Source organism: Dyadobacter sp. OTU695 (assembly GCF_038440355.1).
Classification (GTDB): Bacteria; Bacteroidota; Bacteroidia; order Cytophagales; family Spirosomataceae; genus Dyadobacter.
The window spans coordinates 148,145-164,410 of record NZ_JASATN010000002.1 but is presented as its reverse complement, the minus strand read 5'-3'; the positions used below and the strand labels follow the sequence as shown (position 1 = coordinate 164,410).

Below are 16,266 nucleotides of genomic sequence, written 5' to 3'. Positions count from 1 at the left end.
CAGTAGATGCCGTGTAACCCCTCTCTTTTTCCACAAACCATTAGCCCCGCATGAAAAACAGCACTTTACTCCTTTACTTTCTTTTCAATGCAAGTTGCCTGCTGGCACAAAACAAGGCCGACCTTTGGTGGAAAATGAACAACCTGAGAGTTATCCAGATGAATCTCCCTGCCTATGAGGCCGCGACAATCAACGCGGATTCTATCGTAACCGATCTTGTCAACTGCTCCGCGAACACACTACTGATCAATGCGGGCGGCATTATGGCTTTCTATCCTACCAGGCTCGATTTTCATTACCGGAATCCTTATCTCAAAGAAAATAACGTGCTTGACGATGTAATCCATAAATGCCACGAAAAAGGAATAAAAGTAATTGTGCGCTTCGATTTCAGCCGCGTGCACGAAAGCATTTTCAAAGCCCACCCCGACTGGTGCTACATTTCCCCAAAGGGTGAACGCATTATCAATACCGATATGTACGTGGTCTCGATCAACGCGCCCTATGTGCAGGAAAAAGCATTCAGCATCATCGAAGAGGTCATTAGCACATTCCCCATCGACGGGATATTCCTGAACATGCCGGGCTATCAGGTCAATAATCCCTACGAAGGCAAATACCACGGTATCGATCAGAATGAATATGACAAAAAGCGTTTCGCAGAATTCAGTGACGGTAATGCGCTTCCTACTGAGGAAAATAAGTCGGACCCGCTTTATCAAAAATACCTTGAATTTAAAAAAGCAACCGTCGAGGATTGGTCGGAACGGCTGCATAAGCTGGTCAAATCCAAAAACGAGCAGATCGCAATCTGTACGTACTCCGACAAGTTTGTCGACATTATCCGGCACGAGTCGCAAAGCATGACCACCCTTCCCTACTGGCCTTACACGGCCGCGGACAACGTCGGTAACGCCGTCAATTCATTTCCTGACCACGTTATCAGTAATGCCAGCATTCAGCAGATATCCTTCCAGTCGCGGTACAATGCCGTGGAACCCGAGGAGACACGGATCAGGCTATACGAGAATATCGCCAACGGGTCGGGTCTGGATATGAGTATGATGGGCGATATGCGCGGGTATGAGGACGAGCGCAATTACCCGGTTTTCAAGAAGATTTACGGCTTTCATAAAAAGAATGAGGCATATTTCGGCAGATACAAGTCGGTTGCCAAAGTGGCCGTCATAGCACCTGGCGCCTGGCCAAGCGGGGAGCCCATGCAGGAGTATCGCGGCATACAGTTGATGCTTCGGGAGGCACATATCCCATTCGATATCGTGGAAGACGGCCAGATTGCCCATCTTGAACAAAAAGTGAAAGCGTATAAGCTGATCATTTTACCCGAAATCACCTACCTGAAACCGGAAGCGATCAAGGCGCTGAAAGAGGCTTGCCAGCAAGGTACAAACCTGATTGCGACCAACCGGGCATTGTTCGATACGCCCGAAACACTAGCCACACTTTTTGGCGCTAAGATTGAGAAAAAGGACAACGACGGCGCCGGCAACTACCTCGTACCTGATGACCGGACCATTTTCAAAAGCTTCAAAGGGCAAAGCATGCTTTTCTGGAAATTCAATCTGGGCCTTTATGATCTGTCGGGTGCCGATCAAAAATTGCTTCCGGTTTTAGCAAAAGGTCGCCCCGGACCGCCCGAGATTATAGGAGGCCACGATCCTACGGGATACTATGCATTGGCGATCAAAAACCATCCCCACAGCAAAGCGGCGCTTTTTCCAATCAACCTGGGAAAGATCTATTACATGCACGGCTATCAGCAACATAAGAACCTTCTGCTGGATATGATCCACCACATGCTACCCGAAATCGCGCAGAATTTCCAGACAAATGCTCCCGCCCGGGTAGAAACAGTGTTAAAGGAATTCAACAAAAATACCCTCGAAAACCGGCCAAAAAATACTCCCGACGGTCAAATTCTGCACCTGATCAACCTGACTGGTTTCAGTGGTAATACCTATTTCGAACCGTTGTCGGTTAACAGTCTGCGATTCAGGATCAGGTCGGCGAAAAAACCGCAAAAAGTGTTTACTTTGACAAATCACAAACCTTTGAATTTTACCTGGCAAGACGGCACGATCAGTGTGGCGCTCGCACGTCTTGCCGAGTTCGAAAGCATTGTGATGGAATATTAAACTAAATCAAACGCTGCTCCCTATGAAACCCAGACTCTTACTGCGCATCGCGGCGCTCTGTATCCTCATTCACCTGATCGGTCATTTTTTCGGCCATTTCTCATGGAAAGAAACGCCCGATCCGGTCAAACAGGAGGTAATCCGGCAGATGACCGGTCCAAAGTTCGAGTTTATGGGGGTAATGCGCAGTATGGGCGACTATTTTGAAGGCTACGGCCTGATCCTGTTCGTCGTATTTGGGATGTCGATCGCGCTGATATTGTCGGCGGCCAGGTACTGCGACAGCAACCACGACATAGCGCGAAAAGTGTTGACCCCGATCGGGATCGGCTATGTGGCTATGGGAGCGATCGAATTCGTGTATTTCTTTCCTTTTGCCGGCTCAATAAGCCTCGTGGCTGGCTTGCTGATCATACTGGCCATTTTCCTGAACGGCTAAATGCCTACAACCTGGGAGCGCCCGGCTTATTGGGCGCTTCACCAACGTTTATACCACGGGTTCTCAGCCTTCGGCAATAGCTTTTGCCATTAATTTTGACGTATAACACATCCGAATCGGTTTTGCCAAATGCCATTTTGGTTGCCGCGCCTGTCGGAAGGGGCAATACTGCATTCACGCGACCGGTCTGATCAAGGATTTGCACGCCAATATTTGTGGCCACATAAATCCGGCCCTCACGGTCACAAACAATACCAGAGGCTCCTGCTTTATTTTCAGTATCAGATACGTGAAGCCAACCAAAGCGCTGCCTGTAAGCCAGTTTTCGATTGGGTTGAATCTGAGAGGAATACACCCAATGTGACGCTGAATCAACGGTGTAAAGCAACGTCTGGTCCGGTGAAAGCGCCGCACCCACGGCTTTAAGCGTTTTCAAAGAACTCGCACTTGAAGGTGTCGGTTTGCCGGCTATTGGAAATGCTTCCTCGGTCTGCTTCCACTCCTCGCCCGGAATCAGTAATGCGGAAAGAAACGCGTTTTTTGACTCTCCAACTTTCACTTTTTCCGGCCAGCCTTTCCACAGGTAACGCATCGCCTCGGGAAATAGCGCTGAACCGTGCTTCCCGTTGTGGCCGCCTTCGCCCCATTTGTGCATCACTTCGTAACCGGCAAATTCGAGCGCACGCAGCATCGTTTGATTGGCCATCCACCAGTCGCCTGCGTAGATGTTCAGATCGTTGGCGCCATCCTGTATATAAATCCGGATGGGTTTAGGCTCATACTTTCTGACCAAAGTTGGGTAACGATCCGCTCCGCGCAGCCCTACATAAGTTCCTATGGCGCTGAAAACGCGTGAAAATGCATCTGGCCGTTCCCATGCTGCGGTGAATGCGCATACCGCCCCGCTACTCGAACCGCCAATCGCCCTATCGTTGCCGTTTTTCGACAGTCGGATCGGGCGACCGTCGCTTGCTTTTTGCTTTTCGACCTCGGGCAGGATTTCTTCGAGGATAAACCGTGCGTAGGCATCCCCCAGACCGTCGTATTCAAAACTGCGGTTGAAACGGTCATTTGCCGCATTCGGATCAGCTGCTTTCACGCGCCCGTGCATGACGAAAACGCCGATCGTGACAGGCATCTCTTTTTGGTGAATAAGGTTGTCAAATACCGTCGGAGCCTTCCATTGGATACCGTCCTGGTTCACATACACGCACGCAGGCACATCAGGCTTGTATTGCGCGGGTATATACACCCAGTATTCGCGCCACGTACCCGGGAATATCTTGGATTTATCGAAAACAAATTTCAATACTTCTCCCTTTGGTACATCCGCATGCTCCTCCGAGGCGGGATCCACAGGATATGTTTCTTCCTGACCTTGGGCAGTTGTGAAAAATGGTGCAAAAAGGCAAAGCAACAACAGAAACCGCTTCATAAGTGTGCATTTAAATATCAAAATCATTTACAAATAGCTCAGCCACCACGTCCGATTCCGGGCCCGGTACTCTCCGTACCATTTACATGGCCAGTAAAGCGCCACCACAATCAATATCCAGATCAGATAGGTTTGTCCGAGCGGATACCCAAAATCGTTTGGCCGGAATTTGAAGAAAAGACTGTCGTCCGTTGCCTGCTGCCACGAATACCCCGAGAGGAACACGACGACCAAAGTCATGATATGGATCAGGTAAAAATGTACGAGAAAAAAGAAAAAAGGCACCCTGCCGTAAACCGTACAAATCCGACTGAACGCATTATCCGTTTGCTCGGTAAAGGCCAGCAGAATGAGTATCGGGCCCTGTGTCATGAAGATAAAAAACAATGACGGCGGATATTTGGTCACATTCAGGAAAGACATGAAGGTTTTGATACCGGTGTCCTGTGTCGACCAGGGCACAGGGTCGCCATAGCCGTTAATGAATCTTAAAACGACAAAAAGCACTGTGAGCAGAGAGCCAATCAGCAAAAGCAACTTCTTGCGCCTGGCCGGGTCTGCGTAGCGATTATACAGCATCCCCAGCCCGTAGCCCGACATCATGATCCCCGCCCAGGGAAAGATCACGTAAAGGAATATGATCGAGCCTCCGTCAGGCCGTGGCAGGAACGTCCCCCTACCGGTGAAGAATATGCGCAACAGAATGTCTGCCAGTGAATTTTCCTGCAACTGCACATAGTCCAGCAGGTTATGGCCCAGTACCAGCGCCAGTCCGAGGATCAGGACGGTTTTTGGAGAAGCAAACCGCACGGCTATACCCAACACGATCATCGCTCCGCCCAATGCCCAGAACACAGCGAAAAAGAGCGTTTTGTAGTAAATATCAAATGTGAATGCAAAGGTCATAAACACCATTTCCACCAGAATAAGCCAGAATCCGCGCTTGATCAGAAAAGATGATCTCTCTGCGGGCGTTTTATTTATTCCCGACAAATAGGCCGACAAACCCGAAAGCATCATGAATGACGGTGCACAATAATGCGTGATCCAGCGTGTGAGGAACAATGCAGGGGTAGTGGTAGCCAGGTCGGTAGGATCACCGGTGGCGCCTGCGATATGAAAAAAATCGCGCACATGGTCGAGGGCCATGATAATGATGATCAGGCCCCGTACGGTGTCAATCGACCGGATGCGGCTGGTGAGGGAGCTGGTAGTGGTATACATGACTGATAAGAGTTGAAAACAACTGACCTAAGAAGCCACATAAATTACTGATTTACTGCCTATCTACCTCAAACAAAGAGCAACAAAAATCCCGGCATCTTCAATGGGACAATGAAAATGCCGGGACCCGAAAAGCGTAAATCCTATTACAGTAATGCGGCTCCGAATACGCCCGCACTGTCGCCCAGCCTGGGCTTGACAATCGGCGTTGTGACGATGCCCTTATTGAAAATGTACTTGCGTATGCGCTCGTAACCGGCGGTGTAAAGCAGATCGATATTACCTACCCCGCCACCGATCACAATCAGGTTCGGATCGATCACATTGATGAGCGTCGAAATCGCCCGGCCGTAATATTCCAGTAGACGCTCGATGGTCGCCTTTGCGTGCTCGTCGTTACCTGCATGGTAGCGTTCCAGCACCGTTTTCAACGAGACCTTTTCACCGCTTAGTTTCTGATAATGGCGCTCCAAAGCCGGACCAGCAATAACCTGCTCCACGCAGCCCGCTTTGCCGCAATAGCAGGGTTCACCGCCTTCTTCGAGTATATTATGGCCCCATTCGCCACCAATGCCGTGATGACCTCCAATAATCTTGTTGTTCACAACGAGCCCGCCACCGACGCCGGTACCCATAATCACTCCAAAAACCACTTCCGCACCGTGATAATCTTTACCCGCGCCCATTAATGCTTCCGCCAATGCAAAACAGTTTGCATCGTTGGCCAGCTGACACGGCACGCCCAGTATTTTTTCAAGATCGGCCTTCAGTGGCATTCCGTTGAGACAGGTCGTATTAGAGTTTTTCATCAATTGAGAATCCGGTTCGAGCACGCCCGGCGTCGCGAAGCCGATCTTACGCGGCCGCTCTCCTACCTGATCCGCTACCATGTCGATCAGCTTCTTGATCTGCGACAGGATATGGTCGTAACCATTCACCGATTCCGTCGGCACGCGCATACGGACCACCACTTCCAGATTCCTTTCGGGATCCAGCACTGCACATTCTATTTTAGTACCTCCTAAGTCGATTCCCCAGAGTTTCATTATTGCTTTTTTGGTTATTAATTAGACCTCGGCTGTCGGCTATCGGCAGTCGGCTGCATATTGTCAAAAATAAGGAGCGGCGAGCTTTTCAGATAACCAGAAAAGTCGATAGCCGACAGCCGACAGCCGAAGTACCCTAATGTGTTTTGTAAAATTTATATCCGAACAGGAAGATTACCGTGTAGCAGATAATGGGCAGATAGTAGGCGTGTGCCACGTTAGTTTCTGCTACTGCACCCATAAGGAACGGGAAGAATGCTCCGCCGGCCACGCCCATCGCGATGAACGACGAACCTTGCTGGGTGTGCGGACCGAGGTTTTTCAGACCGAGGCTGAAAATCGTCGGGAACATGATACTGAAAAAGAAGTTGAGCATCATCAGCGCAATGAACGATGGCCATCCCCATGCCTGCGCCACGATAAGACACATAACGATGTTACTGAACGCAAAAATAGCCAGCAACGAATGCGGTGCGATAAAACGCATCAGGAAAGTACCAACGAAACGTCCTGCCAGCATCAACGCCATAAAACCGATCATGTAGTTGGCTGCTACCGCGTCGGAGAAGCCCATTTTCTCATGCCCGTAATTAATAAAGAACGCCCAGGTACCACCTTGTGCGGCCACGTTGAAGGTCTGTGCGGCTACGGCCCACACGAAATGGCGGTGTTGAAACAACGTCTTTCCGGGCGCCACATCTACATTCGCTGCATCCGGATCCAGCTCTGAGGCGTGCGGATCAATCAGGGCAGGCACTTTTACGAACGAAAACGTAAGGGCGATCAATGCAATCACTGAACCGATGGCAATGTATAGGTTCTTCACAGAAGTAAGGTCGGTACTGCCTTCCACGTGGTTTCGGAAAAGGAAATAACCACCGATTGCAGGTCCTAGGATAGCACCCAACGCATTGAATGCCTGCGCGAAATTGATACGCTGATCGCTGGTACGCTGGTCGCCGAGTGAGGCCACAAAAGGGTGAGCAACGGTTTCAAGCGTGGCCAGGCCACAACCAAGGATAAAGAGCGCAATTCCGAAGAAAGGAAAGGACGCCGTGCTGGCCGCAGGAACAAACAAGAATGCACCCAATGCAAACAGCGACAAACCGAGTAATACGCCATTTTTATACCCAAAACGCTTCATGAACAGACCTGCCGGGATACCCATAATGAAATAAGCCCCGAAAATCGCGAATTGCACGAAAGCGGATTGCGTCTTGCTCAGACTTAACACTTTCTGAAAGTGCTTATTGAGCACGTCTCCCATCGTAATGGCAATTCCCCAGCACATGAAAAGAGAGGTGACGAAGACCAGGGTAAGGAGGTATTTTTTGTCAGTGAACTTGGGCGGGGAGGTGTGGACCGTGCCGGCAGACGGATGGTTGCTCATTTAGCTGAATAGTAAAATTAAATATTAGGTTCGGTCTATTTTTGCAAATGTAAATCAGAGAAATTTAAAAACTGTATCCAATCGAACATTTTAACGTCGTGTCCGCCCGGCCGGATATGAAAGCCGATTTGGCCCGTCAGAGGCTGATTCGGTGCGGGAAAAGGTCCGTTGGGAAAACCGTTCGTTCCTAAAAACCGGTACACGGCATCCGCAGCCCGTGCGGTGGCAAATTCGCCTGGCGGATCCGCGTTTTTATCGTCTTCTGCCGTCGCCAGGTACACCGGCCGCGGGGCAATCAGCGCCAGGACAAAATGCTGGTCGAATGGCAGTTCAGTATCTTTCCCTTTGTATTTACCCAGATTACGGGCAAACCAGTGCGGGAATACCGTGCAAAGCCGGTTAATATCCTCCCCGACTCCCCGCCGGAACTGCTTACCGCCTCCCGCTCCCGATTCATTGCTCAGTACGGCAGCAAACCGCTGATCCGTTGCACCAGCCCAAAGCGCTGCCTTGCCCAACCTGGAAAAACCGAATACCGCCACCCGCTTCGCATCAATATCCTTATCGGTTTCCAGGTAATCCATCCCCCGGCTTAGGGCCCACGCCCAGGCGGCTATGGTGCCAAAATTATCCTCCCGCTGCTGTAACTCGGGGTACAATGTGTGCACGCCTGTATGAAATGCCTGGGCTTTGCGATCTGAGGCGACTTCCTCGCGGTAAAGCGTCACCAGCGCGTATCCCCGTGCAAGAATGCTGTCTACTGCCCATTGTGAAGCGTTCACGCCCCGGCACGCATCAGTCGCCCTGCCGTCGGCCGCGCAGGGAAACATCCCGCTGTTCTCGACCCAGGCGGTCGTCAGCCTGATTCCCGGATCGGCGTGAATGGCCTGGTTACCAATAAAGTTGAGCCCGATAACGGCCGGCACCGGACGTTTGGCCTGATTGGGTATGTAAATCAGCAGATCAAACTGCGCTTGCTTCCCTTTTTCGGCCATGTGAACTGTGACCTGCCTGCGCGTAGCTTTTCCGCCTAGTGCCTTCTTATCCTCGTCAAAAACCTCAAAACGGACATTTTGGGGACGTTCGGGCGATACGCCATACATTTCGCGCGTCATCGTTTCAAGGATTTCCTTGCGCCTGCGCTCCCACTCTGTTACCGACTTTACCTTTTTCCCGCTGTTAAACGTAAATGGGTCCGGCAATGCCTGACGATCCTGCTGGGCGTATACTGTTTGGGAAAATACAAGACAGAAAAGCGCTGGTGCAATAAAGGAAAACCTCATAATGAGCTGCATGAAGCAGGTTTAGGATTTATTTTTTATTGAAATAGGTATTCATAAAAAGCAGCTGGTGCTGAACCGCATTCTCCCAATAAGGCCAGTTATGAGCGCCCGGGCGGGCAATGTAGTCGTGTGGGATCTTGCGGTATTCCAGCTGCTTGTGCAGGTTCTCATTTACGCCGTAGAAGAAATCGTCAGTACCGCAATCAATAATGAGTGAAAGTGCATTGGGAGTTAGCAAATGGAGCATGTTAATAACCGTATTCTTCTCCCATCGTTCGGGCTGCTCGGCGTATGACCCAAGGCGCTTGGCCATATCCCAGTTGTTAGGGAACGGGCGGATATCCACGCCGCCGCTCATGCTCCCGGCAGTACCGTACACATCCTGGTGTTTGAACGCCAGATACAATGCCCCGTGGCCACCCATGCTCAAACCGGTAATACCCCTGCCCTTCCGGTCCCTGATAGTCTTGTAATTTTTATCGATGTAGGAAACCAGCTCTTTGGAAACGTAGGTTTCGAATTGCGACTGCGGGTCAACAGGGCTATCCCAATACCAGCTGCTGAAACCACCGTCCGGACAAACAATGATCATATTATACCGGTCGGCGGCTTGCTGAATACCGGGAGCCTTTGTGACCCAGTTGGAATGGTTGCCGCTGTAACCGTGCAGCAGGTATACGACGGGGAACTCCTTACCCGAATTATATCCGGCAGGCCTTACCACAACCACTTTGAGGCTCCTCTTCATCACTGAACTGCTCACCTCCACAGTATCAACCTGAGCGGCCGCAACCGACGCAACATTCGCCTGACAGAAAACAAATAATGCAAACGCAAAAAATGACAGAAATGCTTTTTTCATTTTAAAAAATTGAAAGGGAATTGAGAGAATGACGATAATGCGTGGGCCGTTACCGTAAGTTTTGAGAAAATTTTCTACAACTAAACGAAGTAACAGGCTGAAACCCCGCAAATATTGTAGAAACCGGGGAAATATCCCGGTTTAGTACCTCATAAAGTGGCTGGCATTTAAATTGATATAATCCAGATATCTCTAAAATAACTCTAACTCAAAATTTTACAACAATGGGAAATCTCCTTTATACCATAGCCGTGATCCTGGTGATCCTGTGGCTGATCGGCTATTTTGGCTTTGCAAGTTTTGGATTAGGAAATATCATTCATATTCTGCTCGTGATCGCCGTCGTTGCGATCATTCTCCGCCTGATACGCGGCGACAGGGTGGTGTAGCGCAACATCTATTAGACATACCAGGCCCGGGACGTTCAAAAACCAACTTCCCGGGCTTTTATATGCCCAAACAGCGAGGATCGACAGGCACAATTATTTCTGGTTCTAGCGGAAGATTTAACCAAAACTCGATGTCATGGAAACGACAATTGAATATAACTATCCATCGCTGGTCAATGCGGCTTTTCCCAACCGCGAGGATGCACAGAAAGCATATGACGAGCTGATTTACAGAGGCTATAAACCCGAACATATCAATGTTATCGTCTCCGATGAAACCCACCGGATGCATCATACAGAGTCGGATGGCGAAAAACCTGCACATTCAACTATGGAGAATGCAGGCATAGGCTCGGCCATCGGCGGAACGGCAGGAGCCATTGCGGGAGCGATCATTGCGATTGGTACGACCGTCGTAATCCCCGGACTTGGGATCGCCGTGGCTGGTCCGCTGCTTGCGGCGCTTACCGGCGCAGGTGCCGGCGGACTTACCGGGGGCATTGTGGGCGCGCTGCATAACCGCGGTGTACCGAAAGAGCATGCAGAAGTATTCGAATCCAGCATTCGTGAAGGTGGGGTTATCATCTCATTTACTCCCCGCACTATCGAGGACCGGATGGAAATCATTGAAGCCTGGAACCGTTACGGTGCCCGTCAGTTGCACGGCAACGAGACCTACACCGCCTGAAAAGAAAAGAACCCGCCGGATGGCGGGCTCTCTCATTATAGAAGGTCCTTAATCCTGACCCAGACATTCTCAGCAAGGATCTTGTGTCCTTCGGCGGTAGGGTGGATACCGTCCGCCTGATTGAGTTTGGATTCCCCTCCCACCCCTTCCAGCAGAAAAGGAATGAGGGTCAGATCATTCTTTTTGGCCAGATCGGCATAAACATCTTTGAACTCGGTGGCGTATTTCTGCCCCATATTGGGCGGGATCTGCATGCCGGCCAGCACTAGCTTCGCGTCGGGGTATTTTGCCTTCACCTTGTCAAGAATTTCTTGCAGATTTTTTCTGGTTTCTGAAACCGGAATACCACGCAGGCCGTCGTTGCCGCCTAGTTCGAGGACAAAAACATCGAGCGGTTGTTTAAGCAGCCAGTCGATGCGACTGTTACCACCCGAAGTTGTTTCCCCGCTCACCCCTGCGTTCACAACTTTGTAAGCCAAACCCAGCGAATCGATCCGTTTCTGGATCAGCCCCGCAAAACCCTGCGACGGGTCGTCCAGACCATAACCGGCAGTGAGGCTGTTTCCAAAAAACACGATGATCTTCTTTTTAACAGCCGGCGCTTTGGCTGCTTGCGAAGAGCCCGCCTTTTGCTCCGAATCCTGCTGCTTTTTGTTGTCCTGGCAGGAAAAGAGGACGGCAGTCAGAAAGGATAACGCCAAAAAAGTCTTGAAACGACGCATATCAAACATAATCCGTAGTCGGTAGGGAATGATTTTATAGTTTAAAAACGCATACCGGGCCATTCATTCTCATTTAAAAACCGTTTAAACTATATTTATGAGAAACAATAACCGAAAAGAGTCAAATTAGGTCTTTGGCGGTTGCCCGCACCGGCACCACGCAAACATAAAAGAAAAACGATTGATGAATACCATACTCGATCTGCACGACGTCAGTAAAATATACAAAAGCGGCGACCGCACCCTCAAAGTCCTCGACAATATCAGTTTTTCAATCGAAACAGGGTCTACAGTCTCGATCGTGGGCCCCTCGGGTAGCGGTAAAACGACGCTCCTTGGCCTCTGCGCCGGACTCGACCGCTCGACAGCCGGCACGGTGGAACTGCACGGCACCCGGCTGAACGGCCTTAATGAAGACCAGCTCGCCGCCGTGCGCAACCAGTATGTGGGCTTTATTTTCCAAAACTTCCAGCTCCTGCCGACACTGACCGCATTGGAAAATGTGATGGTACCTATGGAACTGCGCGGTGAAAAGAACATAAAGTCCCGCGCCCTCGACCTGCTCGACAAGGTGGGCCTCGCCGAGCGTGGCCACCACTATCCTACCCAACTCAGCGGTGGAGAGCAGCAGCGCGTATCGCTGGCACGTGCCTTCTCCAACCAGCCGCAGATCCTTTTTGCCGATGAGCCAACCGGTAACCTCGATGCAGAAACGAGTGAGAAAGTAGTAAAACTGCTCTTCGACCTCAACCGCGAGGCAGGTACTACGCTGGTGGTCGTAACGCACGACCTCGAACTCGCTGCCAAAACCCAGCGCATCATCCGCATCAAAGGCGGCAAAATTGTGGAAGCCAGCTAACCGTGAATTCCTGATGAACCCCAATAGTTTCAATCTTTCCTGGTTATTGCGGATGGCCTGGCGCGACAGTCGCAGAAACCGCGCGCGGCTGGCGCTATTCATTTCGTCCATTATCCTCGGTATCGCTGCCCTTGTAGCCATTTACTCGCTCGGGGACAACCTGCGCGACAACATAGACAACCAGGCGGCCACCCTCATCGGCGCCGACCTCTCCATTTACAGCGGCAAAAAGATCGAGGGGAAAGCAATGACCTTCGTCGATTCGCTAGGCAGAGTGCGGTCCGAGGAGCGTGCTTTTGCTTCAATGGTCTATTTCAACAAAGGCGGCGGTAGCAGGCTCACACAGGTAAAAGCACTCTCCGGCGATTTTCCTTACTATGGCAAGCTCGAAACCGTTCCTATCTCCGCTGAAAAGACATTCCGGAACCGGCAGGAGGCATTGGTAGACCAGACGCTGATGCTGCAATACCGCGCAAAAGTGGGCGATTCTATCCGGATAGGTGAAGTAACTTTTGCCATAGCCGGCATTCTCGAAAAAGCGCCTGGCGCAACAGGCATTACCGCCTCGGTAGCGCCGGTAGTTTACATCCCGATGCGCTTTTTGGACCAAACCGGCCTTATGCAAAAGGGCAGCCGTGTAGGTTACAGGTATTATTTCAAATATCCTGCAAAAACGGATGTCGAAAAAATGGTCAAAGCGCTGGAACCTAAGTTTGAGCGCTTCGACCTTGACTATAATACCGTTCAAAGCCAGAAAGAAGACACAGGGCGCTCGTTCCGCGATCTTACGCGCTTCCTGTCGCTGGTAGGTTTTGTTGCGCTGCTGCTTGGGTGCATAGGCGTTGCGAGCGCCATACATATATATGTGCGCGAGAAGCTGAATTCCATTGCGATACTGCGCTGCCTGGGTGTCAAAGCATCACAGGCATTCCTGATCTACCTCCTTCAGATCGCCGGAATCGGGCTGATAGGTACCGTACTCGGGACCCTTTTGGGAACGGTGATTCAGCAGTTCTTACCCGTTGTCCTCAAAGACGTGCTCCCGTTCGACCTCACTACCGACATTTCCTGGCCGGCCATCGGGCAAGGGCTGGCCATTGGCGTGCTCATTTCCATACTTTTCGCATTACCGCCGCTTGTGTCCATCCGCAAGGTATCGCCGCTGAACGTGCTTCGCTCCGCCTCGGACGCCTCCCATCCCGAGCGCGATGCGGTCAGCTGGGCCTTGTACGGGCTGATCATTCTGTTCATTTTCGGGTTCGCCTACCTGCAAATGCAAACCTGGGTGCAGGCGTTGATATTTACCGTCAGCATTCTTGCTGCATTCCTGATCCTGTTCGGCATTGCCAGCCTGCTGATGTGGCTCGTTCGGCGTTTCTTTCCAACCTCGTGGAGCTATCTGTGGCGCCAGGGGCTGGCGAATTTGTACCGCCCAAACAACCAGACCACCATTCTCATCGTTTCAGTGGGCCTGGGCACTTCGCTGATCTGCACACTATTCTTCATTCAAACCATCCTGCTCACGCGCGTGAAGCTATCAAGCAGTGGTAACCAGCCCAACATGGTGCTTTTTGATATCCAAAGCCATCAAAAGGAAGGCGTGCTGGCGATCGCGAAGGCGCAAAATGTGCCGATCAACCAAAGCGTGCCCATCGTGAATATGCGACTGGAAGAAATCAACGGCAAAACCGCCACCGATTTCGAAGGCGACACTACTGCCGAACAGTCGCGCCGCATTTTCGGTCGGGAATATCGTGTCACGTTCCGCGATTCCATCACTTCCTCCGAAAAAATCACCAAGGGAAAATGGCAGGGAAAATACGATAAACCGGCAGAACCAATCCCTGTGTCATTAGAACAGGATTTCGCAGAAAGAAGCCATCTGAAACTCGGCGACACGCTGGTTTTTAACGTGCAAGGGACCATTATGCCGACGGTCGTTTCCAGCTTTCGGGAGGTAAACTGGAGTGAGGTTCGGACCAACTTCCTCGTCGTCTTTCCTACTGGTGTACTCGAAGAAGCGCCGCAATTCCACGCCATGCTTACGCACGTGCCCAATCCGACGGTTTCCGCCCGCTTTCAGCAGGCACTGGTAAGGGAATATCCTAATATTTCGATCATCGACCTGGCCCTCGTTCTCCGGGTGCTGGATGACATTTTCAACAAAATTGGCTTCGTAATCCGTTTCATGGCCGGTTTCAGCATTCTTACCGGGTTGATCGTCCTGATTGCGTCCGTCATGATCAGCAAATACCAGCGCGTTCAGGAAAGTGTGCTCCTTCGCACGTTGGGCGCAAGCCGGAAGCAGATATTTGTCATCACCGCCCTGGAATACTTTTTCCTGGGTGCCCTTGCCGCATTCACAGGAATATTCATTGCGGTGATTGGAAGCTTTTGTCTTGCCAAATTCAGTTTCGAATCCGAATTCAAGCCCGAAGCTGGCCCGGTTGTGCTGATATTTCTTTTTGTCTCTCTGCTAACGGTAATCATCGGTTTGCTCAACAGCCGCGGCATCTTGTCCCGGCCGCCGTTGGAGGTATTGCGCCAGGATGTTTAGCGGTTTATTTTTGGTATATTTATACTAAAAAAGAACCGCACACACTTGGAGTTTGATATCAAAGGTAATTTGACACCCTACGACATAATCTCTACGGACTGGTCAACTTTTAAGGCCGAGTTCGTTGACGCGTTTCCTCGATCCGGTACGAGGCAGGTAATTTTCCGGAATTTTTTGGAATACATGGAGAGGCTGGTCCCGATCATTAGTACGGGTTTTCATCAGTGGATAGACGGAAGTTTCGTTACGAGAAAACTCAATCCACGTGACATAGACGTTGTGACTTTTGTTGATGCCAGCATCTATTATGCTAATGAACCTGACGTCGACATTTTACGCAACATTTTACGCGCCTACCGCCGGGATCACAAAACGGCAGTCGATGAATACTTTGTCAAAAGATATCCTGAAACCGATGAAAAGTATGTGTTCTATCATATGGACCAACTTCAATGGCATAATCAGTTCTCCACTTCGCGTGCTAGAAAATCAAAAGGTTTTGCACAGCTAAATTTTTAGACCATGGATATGAAGATATTAGAGGAACTGCACGAATGGGGAGCACGGGTTGCCAGGCTTGTTGAGCTGGTAGCGCTTACCAACAAGACTTTGCAATTACACCGGGAACTTGGCGACACTCAGTCGATAATCGAACAATACGAGCGGTTGCTTGCAGAGCACCAGCAAGAACTGGACGAACTTTTAAGAACCTATGGCCTAACCATCAAACTTCTACCTTTAGATAACGCAGCTTAGCCTCCCAATACGACTTTCCTCTTCGCTCTCCGTTTCCTCCGCTCCTTTCCGTCCGTCAAACTTTCATTCGTCGCTAGCCTAGGCGATTTAACAATTCCTTAAAACGCATTCCTTCATTTATTCTTTCCCGTAGTGCCATTTTTGGCATGAGAATGTCGCTTTAATGCAACTTTTCGCATCCTGATAAGACTTTGGGATGATTTAAAATCACTATTCCTACACCACGAGAAGCAGTATTAATTTCATCCAATTTATTCTTCATATTTTTTCAAACGTTTGCACAGAATTTCAAACGTTTGCATTGCTTATCAAGTTATTACTATTAATTATTTTAAAAATACAACCGCAATCTTGTGAACTATTACGCTCAAAAATTTACCTCTATGACTAAAATCCCCTTCTGCTCTAACATTCTATTCACTGTAAAATCCAATAATCCACGACTATGAGAAAGACTTCG

15 protein-coding genes are annotated in these 16,266 nt (G+C 50.2%); 8 read left to right on the top strand and 7 right to left on the bottom strand.

Features of this window, described 5'->3' with window-relative positions; all coding sequences use genetic code 11:
- The first annotated feature begins 50 nt into the window (after positions 1-50).
- Together AAHB90_RS06450 and AAHB90_RS06445 are read left to right on the top strand one after the other, a co-directional pair.
- Positions 51-2,156, top strand: a complete 2,106-nt coding sequence (locus AAHB90_RS06450) for an alpha-amylase family protein (protein WP_342084119.1) — start codon at positions 51-53, stop codon at positions 2,154-2,156.
- Positions 2,157-2,178: 22 nt separating this feature from the next.
- Positions 2,179-2,595 carry an LIC_13387 family protein gene (locus tag AAHB90_RS06445; RefSeq protein ID WP_342084118.1) on the top strand — a complete coding sequence of 139 codons (417 nt, stop codon included), beginning with the start codon at positions 2,179-2,181 and terminating at the stop codon, positions 2,593-2,595.
- Between the two features lie 4 nt (positions 2,596-2,599).
- Here the strand turns inward: AAHB90_RS06445 and AAHB90_RS06440 are convergent, their stop codons facing one another.
- The 6 genes from AAHB90_RS06440 to AAHB90_RS06415 all read right to left on the bottom strand — a co-directional run bounded on the left by AAHB90_RS06440 (position 2,600) and on the right by AAHB90_RS06415 (position 9,835).
- Positions 2,600-4,030, bottom strand: coding sequence for an alpha/beta hydrolase-fold protein (locus tag AAHB90_RS06440; protein WP_342084117.1), 1,431 nt, complete (start codon positions 4,028-4,030; stop codon positions 2,600-2,602).
- Positions 4,031-4,057: 27 nt separating this feature from the next.
- Positions 4,058-5,254, bottom strand: a complete 1,197-nt coding sequence (locus AAHB90_RS06435; RefSeq protein WP_342084116.1) for a DUF1624 domain-containing protein — start codon at positions 5,252-5,254, stop codon at positions 4,058-4,060.
- A gap of 146 nt (positions 5,255-5,400) precedes the next feature.
- Positions 5,401-6,300, bottom strand: coding sequence for an ROK family protein (locus AAHB90_RS06430; RefSeq protein WP_446717883.1), 900 nt, complete (start codon positions 6,298-6,300; stop codon positions 5,401-5,403).
- Positions 6,301-6,436: 136 nt separating this feature from the next.
- Positions 6,437-7,690 (bottom strand): L-fucose:H+ symporter permease, encoded by a 1,254-nt coding sequence (fucP, locus tag AAHB90_RS06425; RefSeq protein WP_342084115.1) that lies wholly within the window; start codon positions 7,688-7,690, stop codon positions 6,437-6,439.
- Positions 7,691-7,725: 35 nt separating this feature from the next.
- Complete coding sequence (locus AAHB90_RS06420) at positions 7,726-8,985, bottom strand: alpha/beta hydrolase family protein (protein ID WP_342084114.1); 1,260 nt, start codon at positions 8,983-8,985, stop codon at positions 7,726-7,728.
- Between the two features lie 16 nt (positions 8,986-9,001).
- Positions 9,002-9,835 carry an alpha/beta hydrolase gene (locus tag AAHB90_RS06415; RefSeq protein ID WP_342084113.1) on the bottom strand — a complete coding sequence of 278 codons (834 nt, stop codon included), beginning with the start codon at positions 9,833-9,835 and terminating at the stop codon, positions 9,002-9,004.
- 224 nt (positions 9,836-10,059) lie between these two features.
- Between AAHB90_RS06415 and AAHB90_RS06410 the strand changes: the two genes are divergently transcribed.
- Together AAHB90_RS06410 and AAHB90_RS06405 are read left to right on the top strand one after the other, a co-directional pair.
- A complete protein-coding gene (locus tag AAHB90_RS06410) occupies positions 10,060-10,224 on the top strand; it encodes a lmo0937 family membrane protein (protein ID WP_082489155.1) in 165 nt (54 codons plus the stop codon).
- Positions 10,225-10,360: 136 nt separating this feature from the next.
- A complete protein-coding gene (locus AAHB90_RS06405) occupies positions 10,361-10,912 on the top strand; it encodes a hypothetical protein (RefSeq protein ID WP_342084112.1) in 552 nt (183 codons plus the stop codon).
- Positions 10,913-10,947: 35 nt separating this feature from the next.
- Here AAHB90_RS06405 and AAHB90_RS06400 read toward each other — a convergent pair whose 3' ends face one another.
- Positions 10,948-11,643: an arylesterase gene (locus tag AAHB90_RS06400; RefSeq protein WP_342084111.1), complete on the bottom strand. Its 696-nt coding sequence runs from the start codon at positions 11,641-11,643 to the stop codon at positions 10,948-10,950.
- 175 nt (positions 11,644-11,818) lie between these two features.
- Here AAHB90_RS06400 and AAHB90_RS06395 point away from each other — a divergent pair, with 175 nt between their 5' ends.
- From AAHB90_RS06395 to AAHB90_RS06380, 4 genes are read left to right on the top strand one after another with little or no spacing between them, the layout of a single operon-like run.
- The gene (locus tag AAHB90_RS06395) at positions 11,819-12,493 is read left to right on the top strand and encodes an ABC transporter ATP-binding protein (RefSeq protein ID WP_106597978.1); all 675 of its coding nucleotides are present in this window, start codon (positions 11,819-11,821) and stop codon (positions 12,491-12,493) included.
- Positions 12,494-12,506: 13 nt separating this feature from the next.
- Complete coding sequence (locus AAHB90_RS06390; RefSeq protein WP_342084110.1) at positions 12,507-15,050, top strand: ABC transporter permease; 2,544 nt, start codon at positions 12,507-12,509, stop codon at positions 15,048-15,050.
- A gap of 45 nt (positions 15,051-15,095) precedes the next feature.
- The gene (locus AAHB90_RS06385) at positions 15,096-15,569 is read left to right on the top strand and encodes a DUF6932 family protein (protein ID WP_446717882.1); all 474 of its coding nucleotides are present in this window, start codon (positions 15,096-15,098) and stop codon (positions 15,567-15,569) included.
- Between the two features lie 3 nt (positions 15,570-15,572).
- Entirely contained in the window at positions 15,573-15,806 is a 234-nt protein-coding gene (locus AAHB90_RS06380) for a hypothetical protein (RefSeq protein WP_342084108.1), read from the top strand.
- Positions 15,807-16,266: the final 460 nt, after the last annotated feature.

Bases quoted from the DNA above. Each gene is read 5' to 3' on its own strand.
- AAHB90_RS06450 (WP_342084119.1), top strand. From the start codon at position 51: ATGAAAAACAGCACTTTACTCCTTTACTTTCTTTTCAATGCAAGTTGC.
- AAHB90_RS06445 (WP_342084118.1), top strand. From the start codon at position 2,179: ATGAAACCCAGACTCTTACTGCGCATCGCGGCGCTCTGTATCCTCATT.
- AAHB90_RS06440 (WP_342084117.1), bottom strand. From the start codon at position 4,030: ATGAAGCGGTTTCTGTTGTTGCTTTGCCTTTTTGCACCATTTTTCACA.
- AAHB90_RS06435 (WP_342084116.1), bottom strand. From the start codon at position 5,254: ATGTATACCACTACCAGCTCCCTCACCAGCCGCATCCGGTCGATTGAC.
- AAHB90_RS06430 (WP_446717883.1), bottom strand. From the start codon at position 6,300: ATGAAACTCTGGGGAATCGACTTAGGAGGTACTAAAATAGAATGTGCA.
- fucP (WP_342084115.1), bottom strand. From the start codon at position 7,690: ATGAGCAACCATCCGTCTGCCGGCACGGTCCACACCTCCCCGCCCAAG.
- AAHB90_RS06420 (WP_342084114.1), bottom strand. From the start codon at position 8,985: ATGCAGCTCATTATGAGGTTTTCCTTTATTGCACCAGCGCTTTTCTGT.
- AAHB90_RS06415 (WP_342084113.1), bottom strand. From the start codon at position 9,835: ATGAAAAAAGCATTTCTGTCATTTTTTGCGTTTGCATTATTTGTTTTC.
- AAHB90_RS06410 (WP_082489155.1), top strand. From the start codon at position 10,060: ATGGGAAATCTCCTTTATACCATAGCCGTGATCCTGGTGATCCTGTGG.
- AAHB90_RS06405 (WP_342084112.1), top strand. From the start codon at position 10,361: ATGGAAACGACAATTGAATATAACTATCCATCGCTGGTCAATGCGGCT.
- AAHB90_RS06400 (WP_342084111.1), bottom strand. From the start codon at position 11,643: ATGTTTGATATGCGTCGTTTCAAGACTTTTTTGGCGTTATCCTTTCTG.
- AAHB90_RS06395 (WP_106597978.1), top strand. From the start codon at position 11,819: ATGAATACCATACTCGATCTGCACGACGTCAGTAAAATATACAAAAGC.
- AAHB90_RS06390 (WP_342084110.1), top strand. From the start codon at position 12,507: ATGAACCCCAATAGTTTCAATCTTTCCTGGTTATTGCGGATGGCCTGG.
- AAHB90_RS06380 (WP_342084108.1), top strand. From the start codon at position 15,573: ATGGATATGAAGATATTAGAGGAACTGCACGAATGGGGAGCACGGGTT.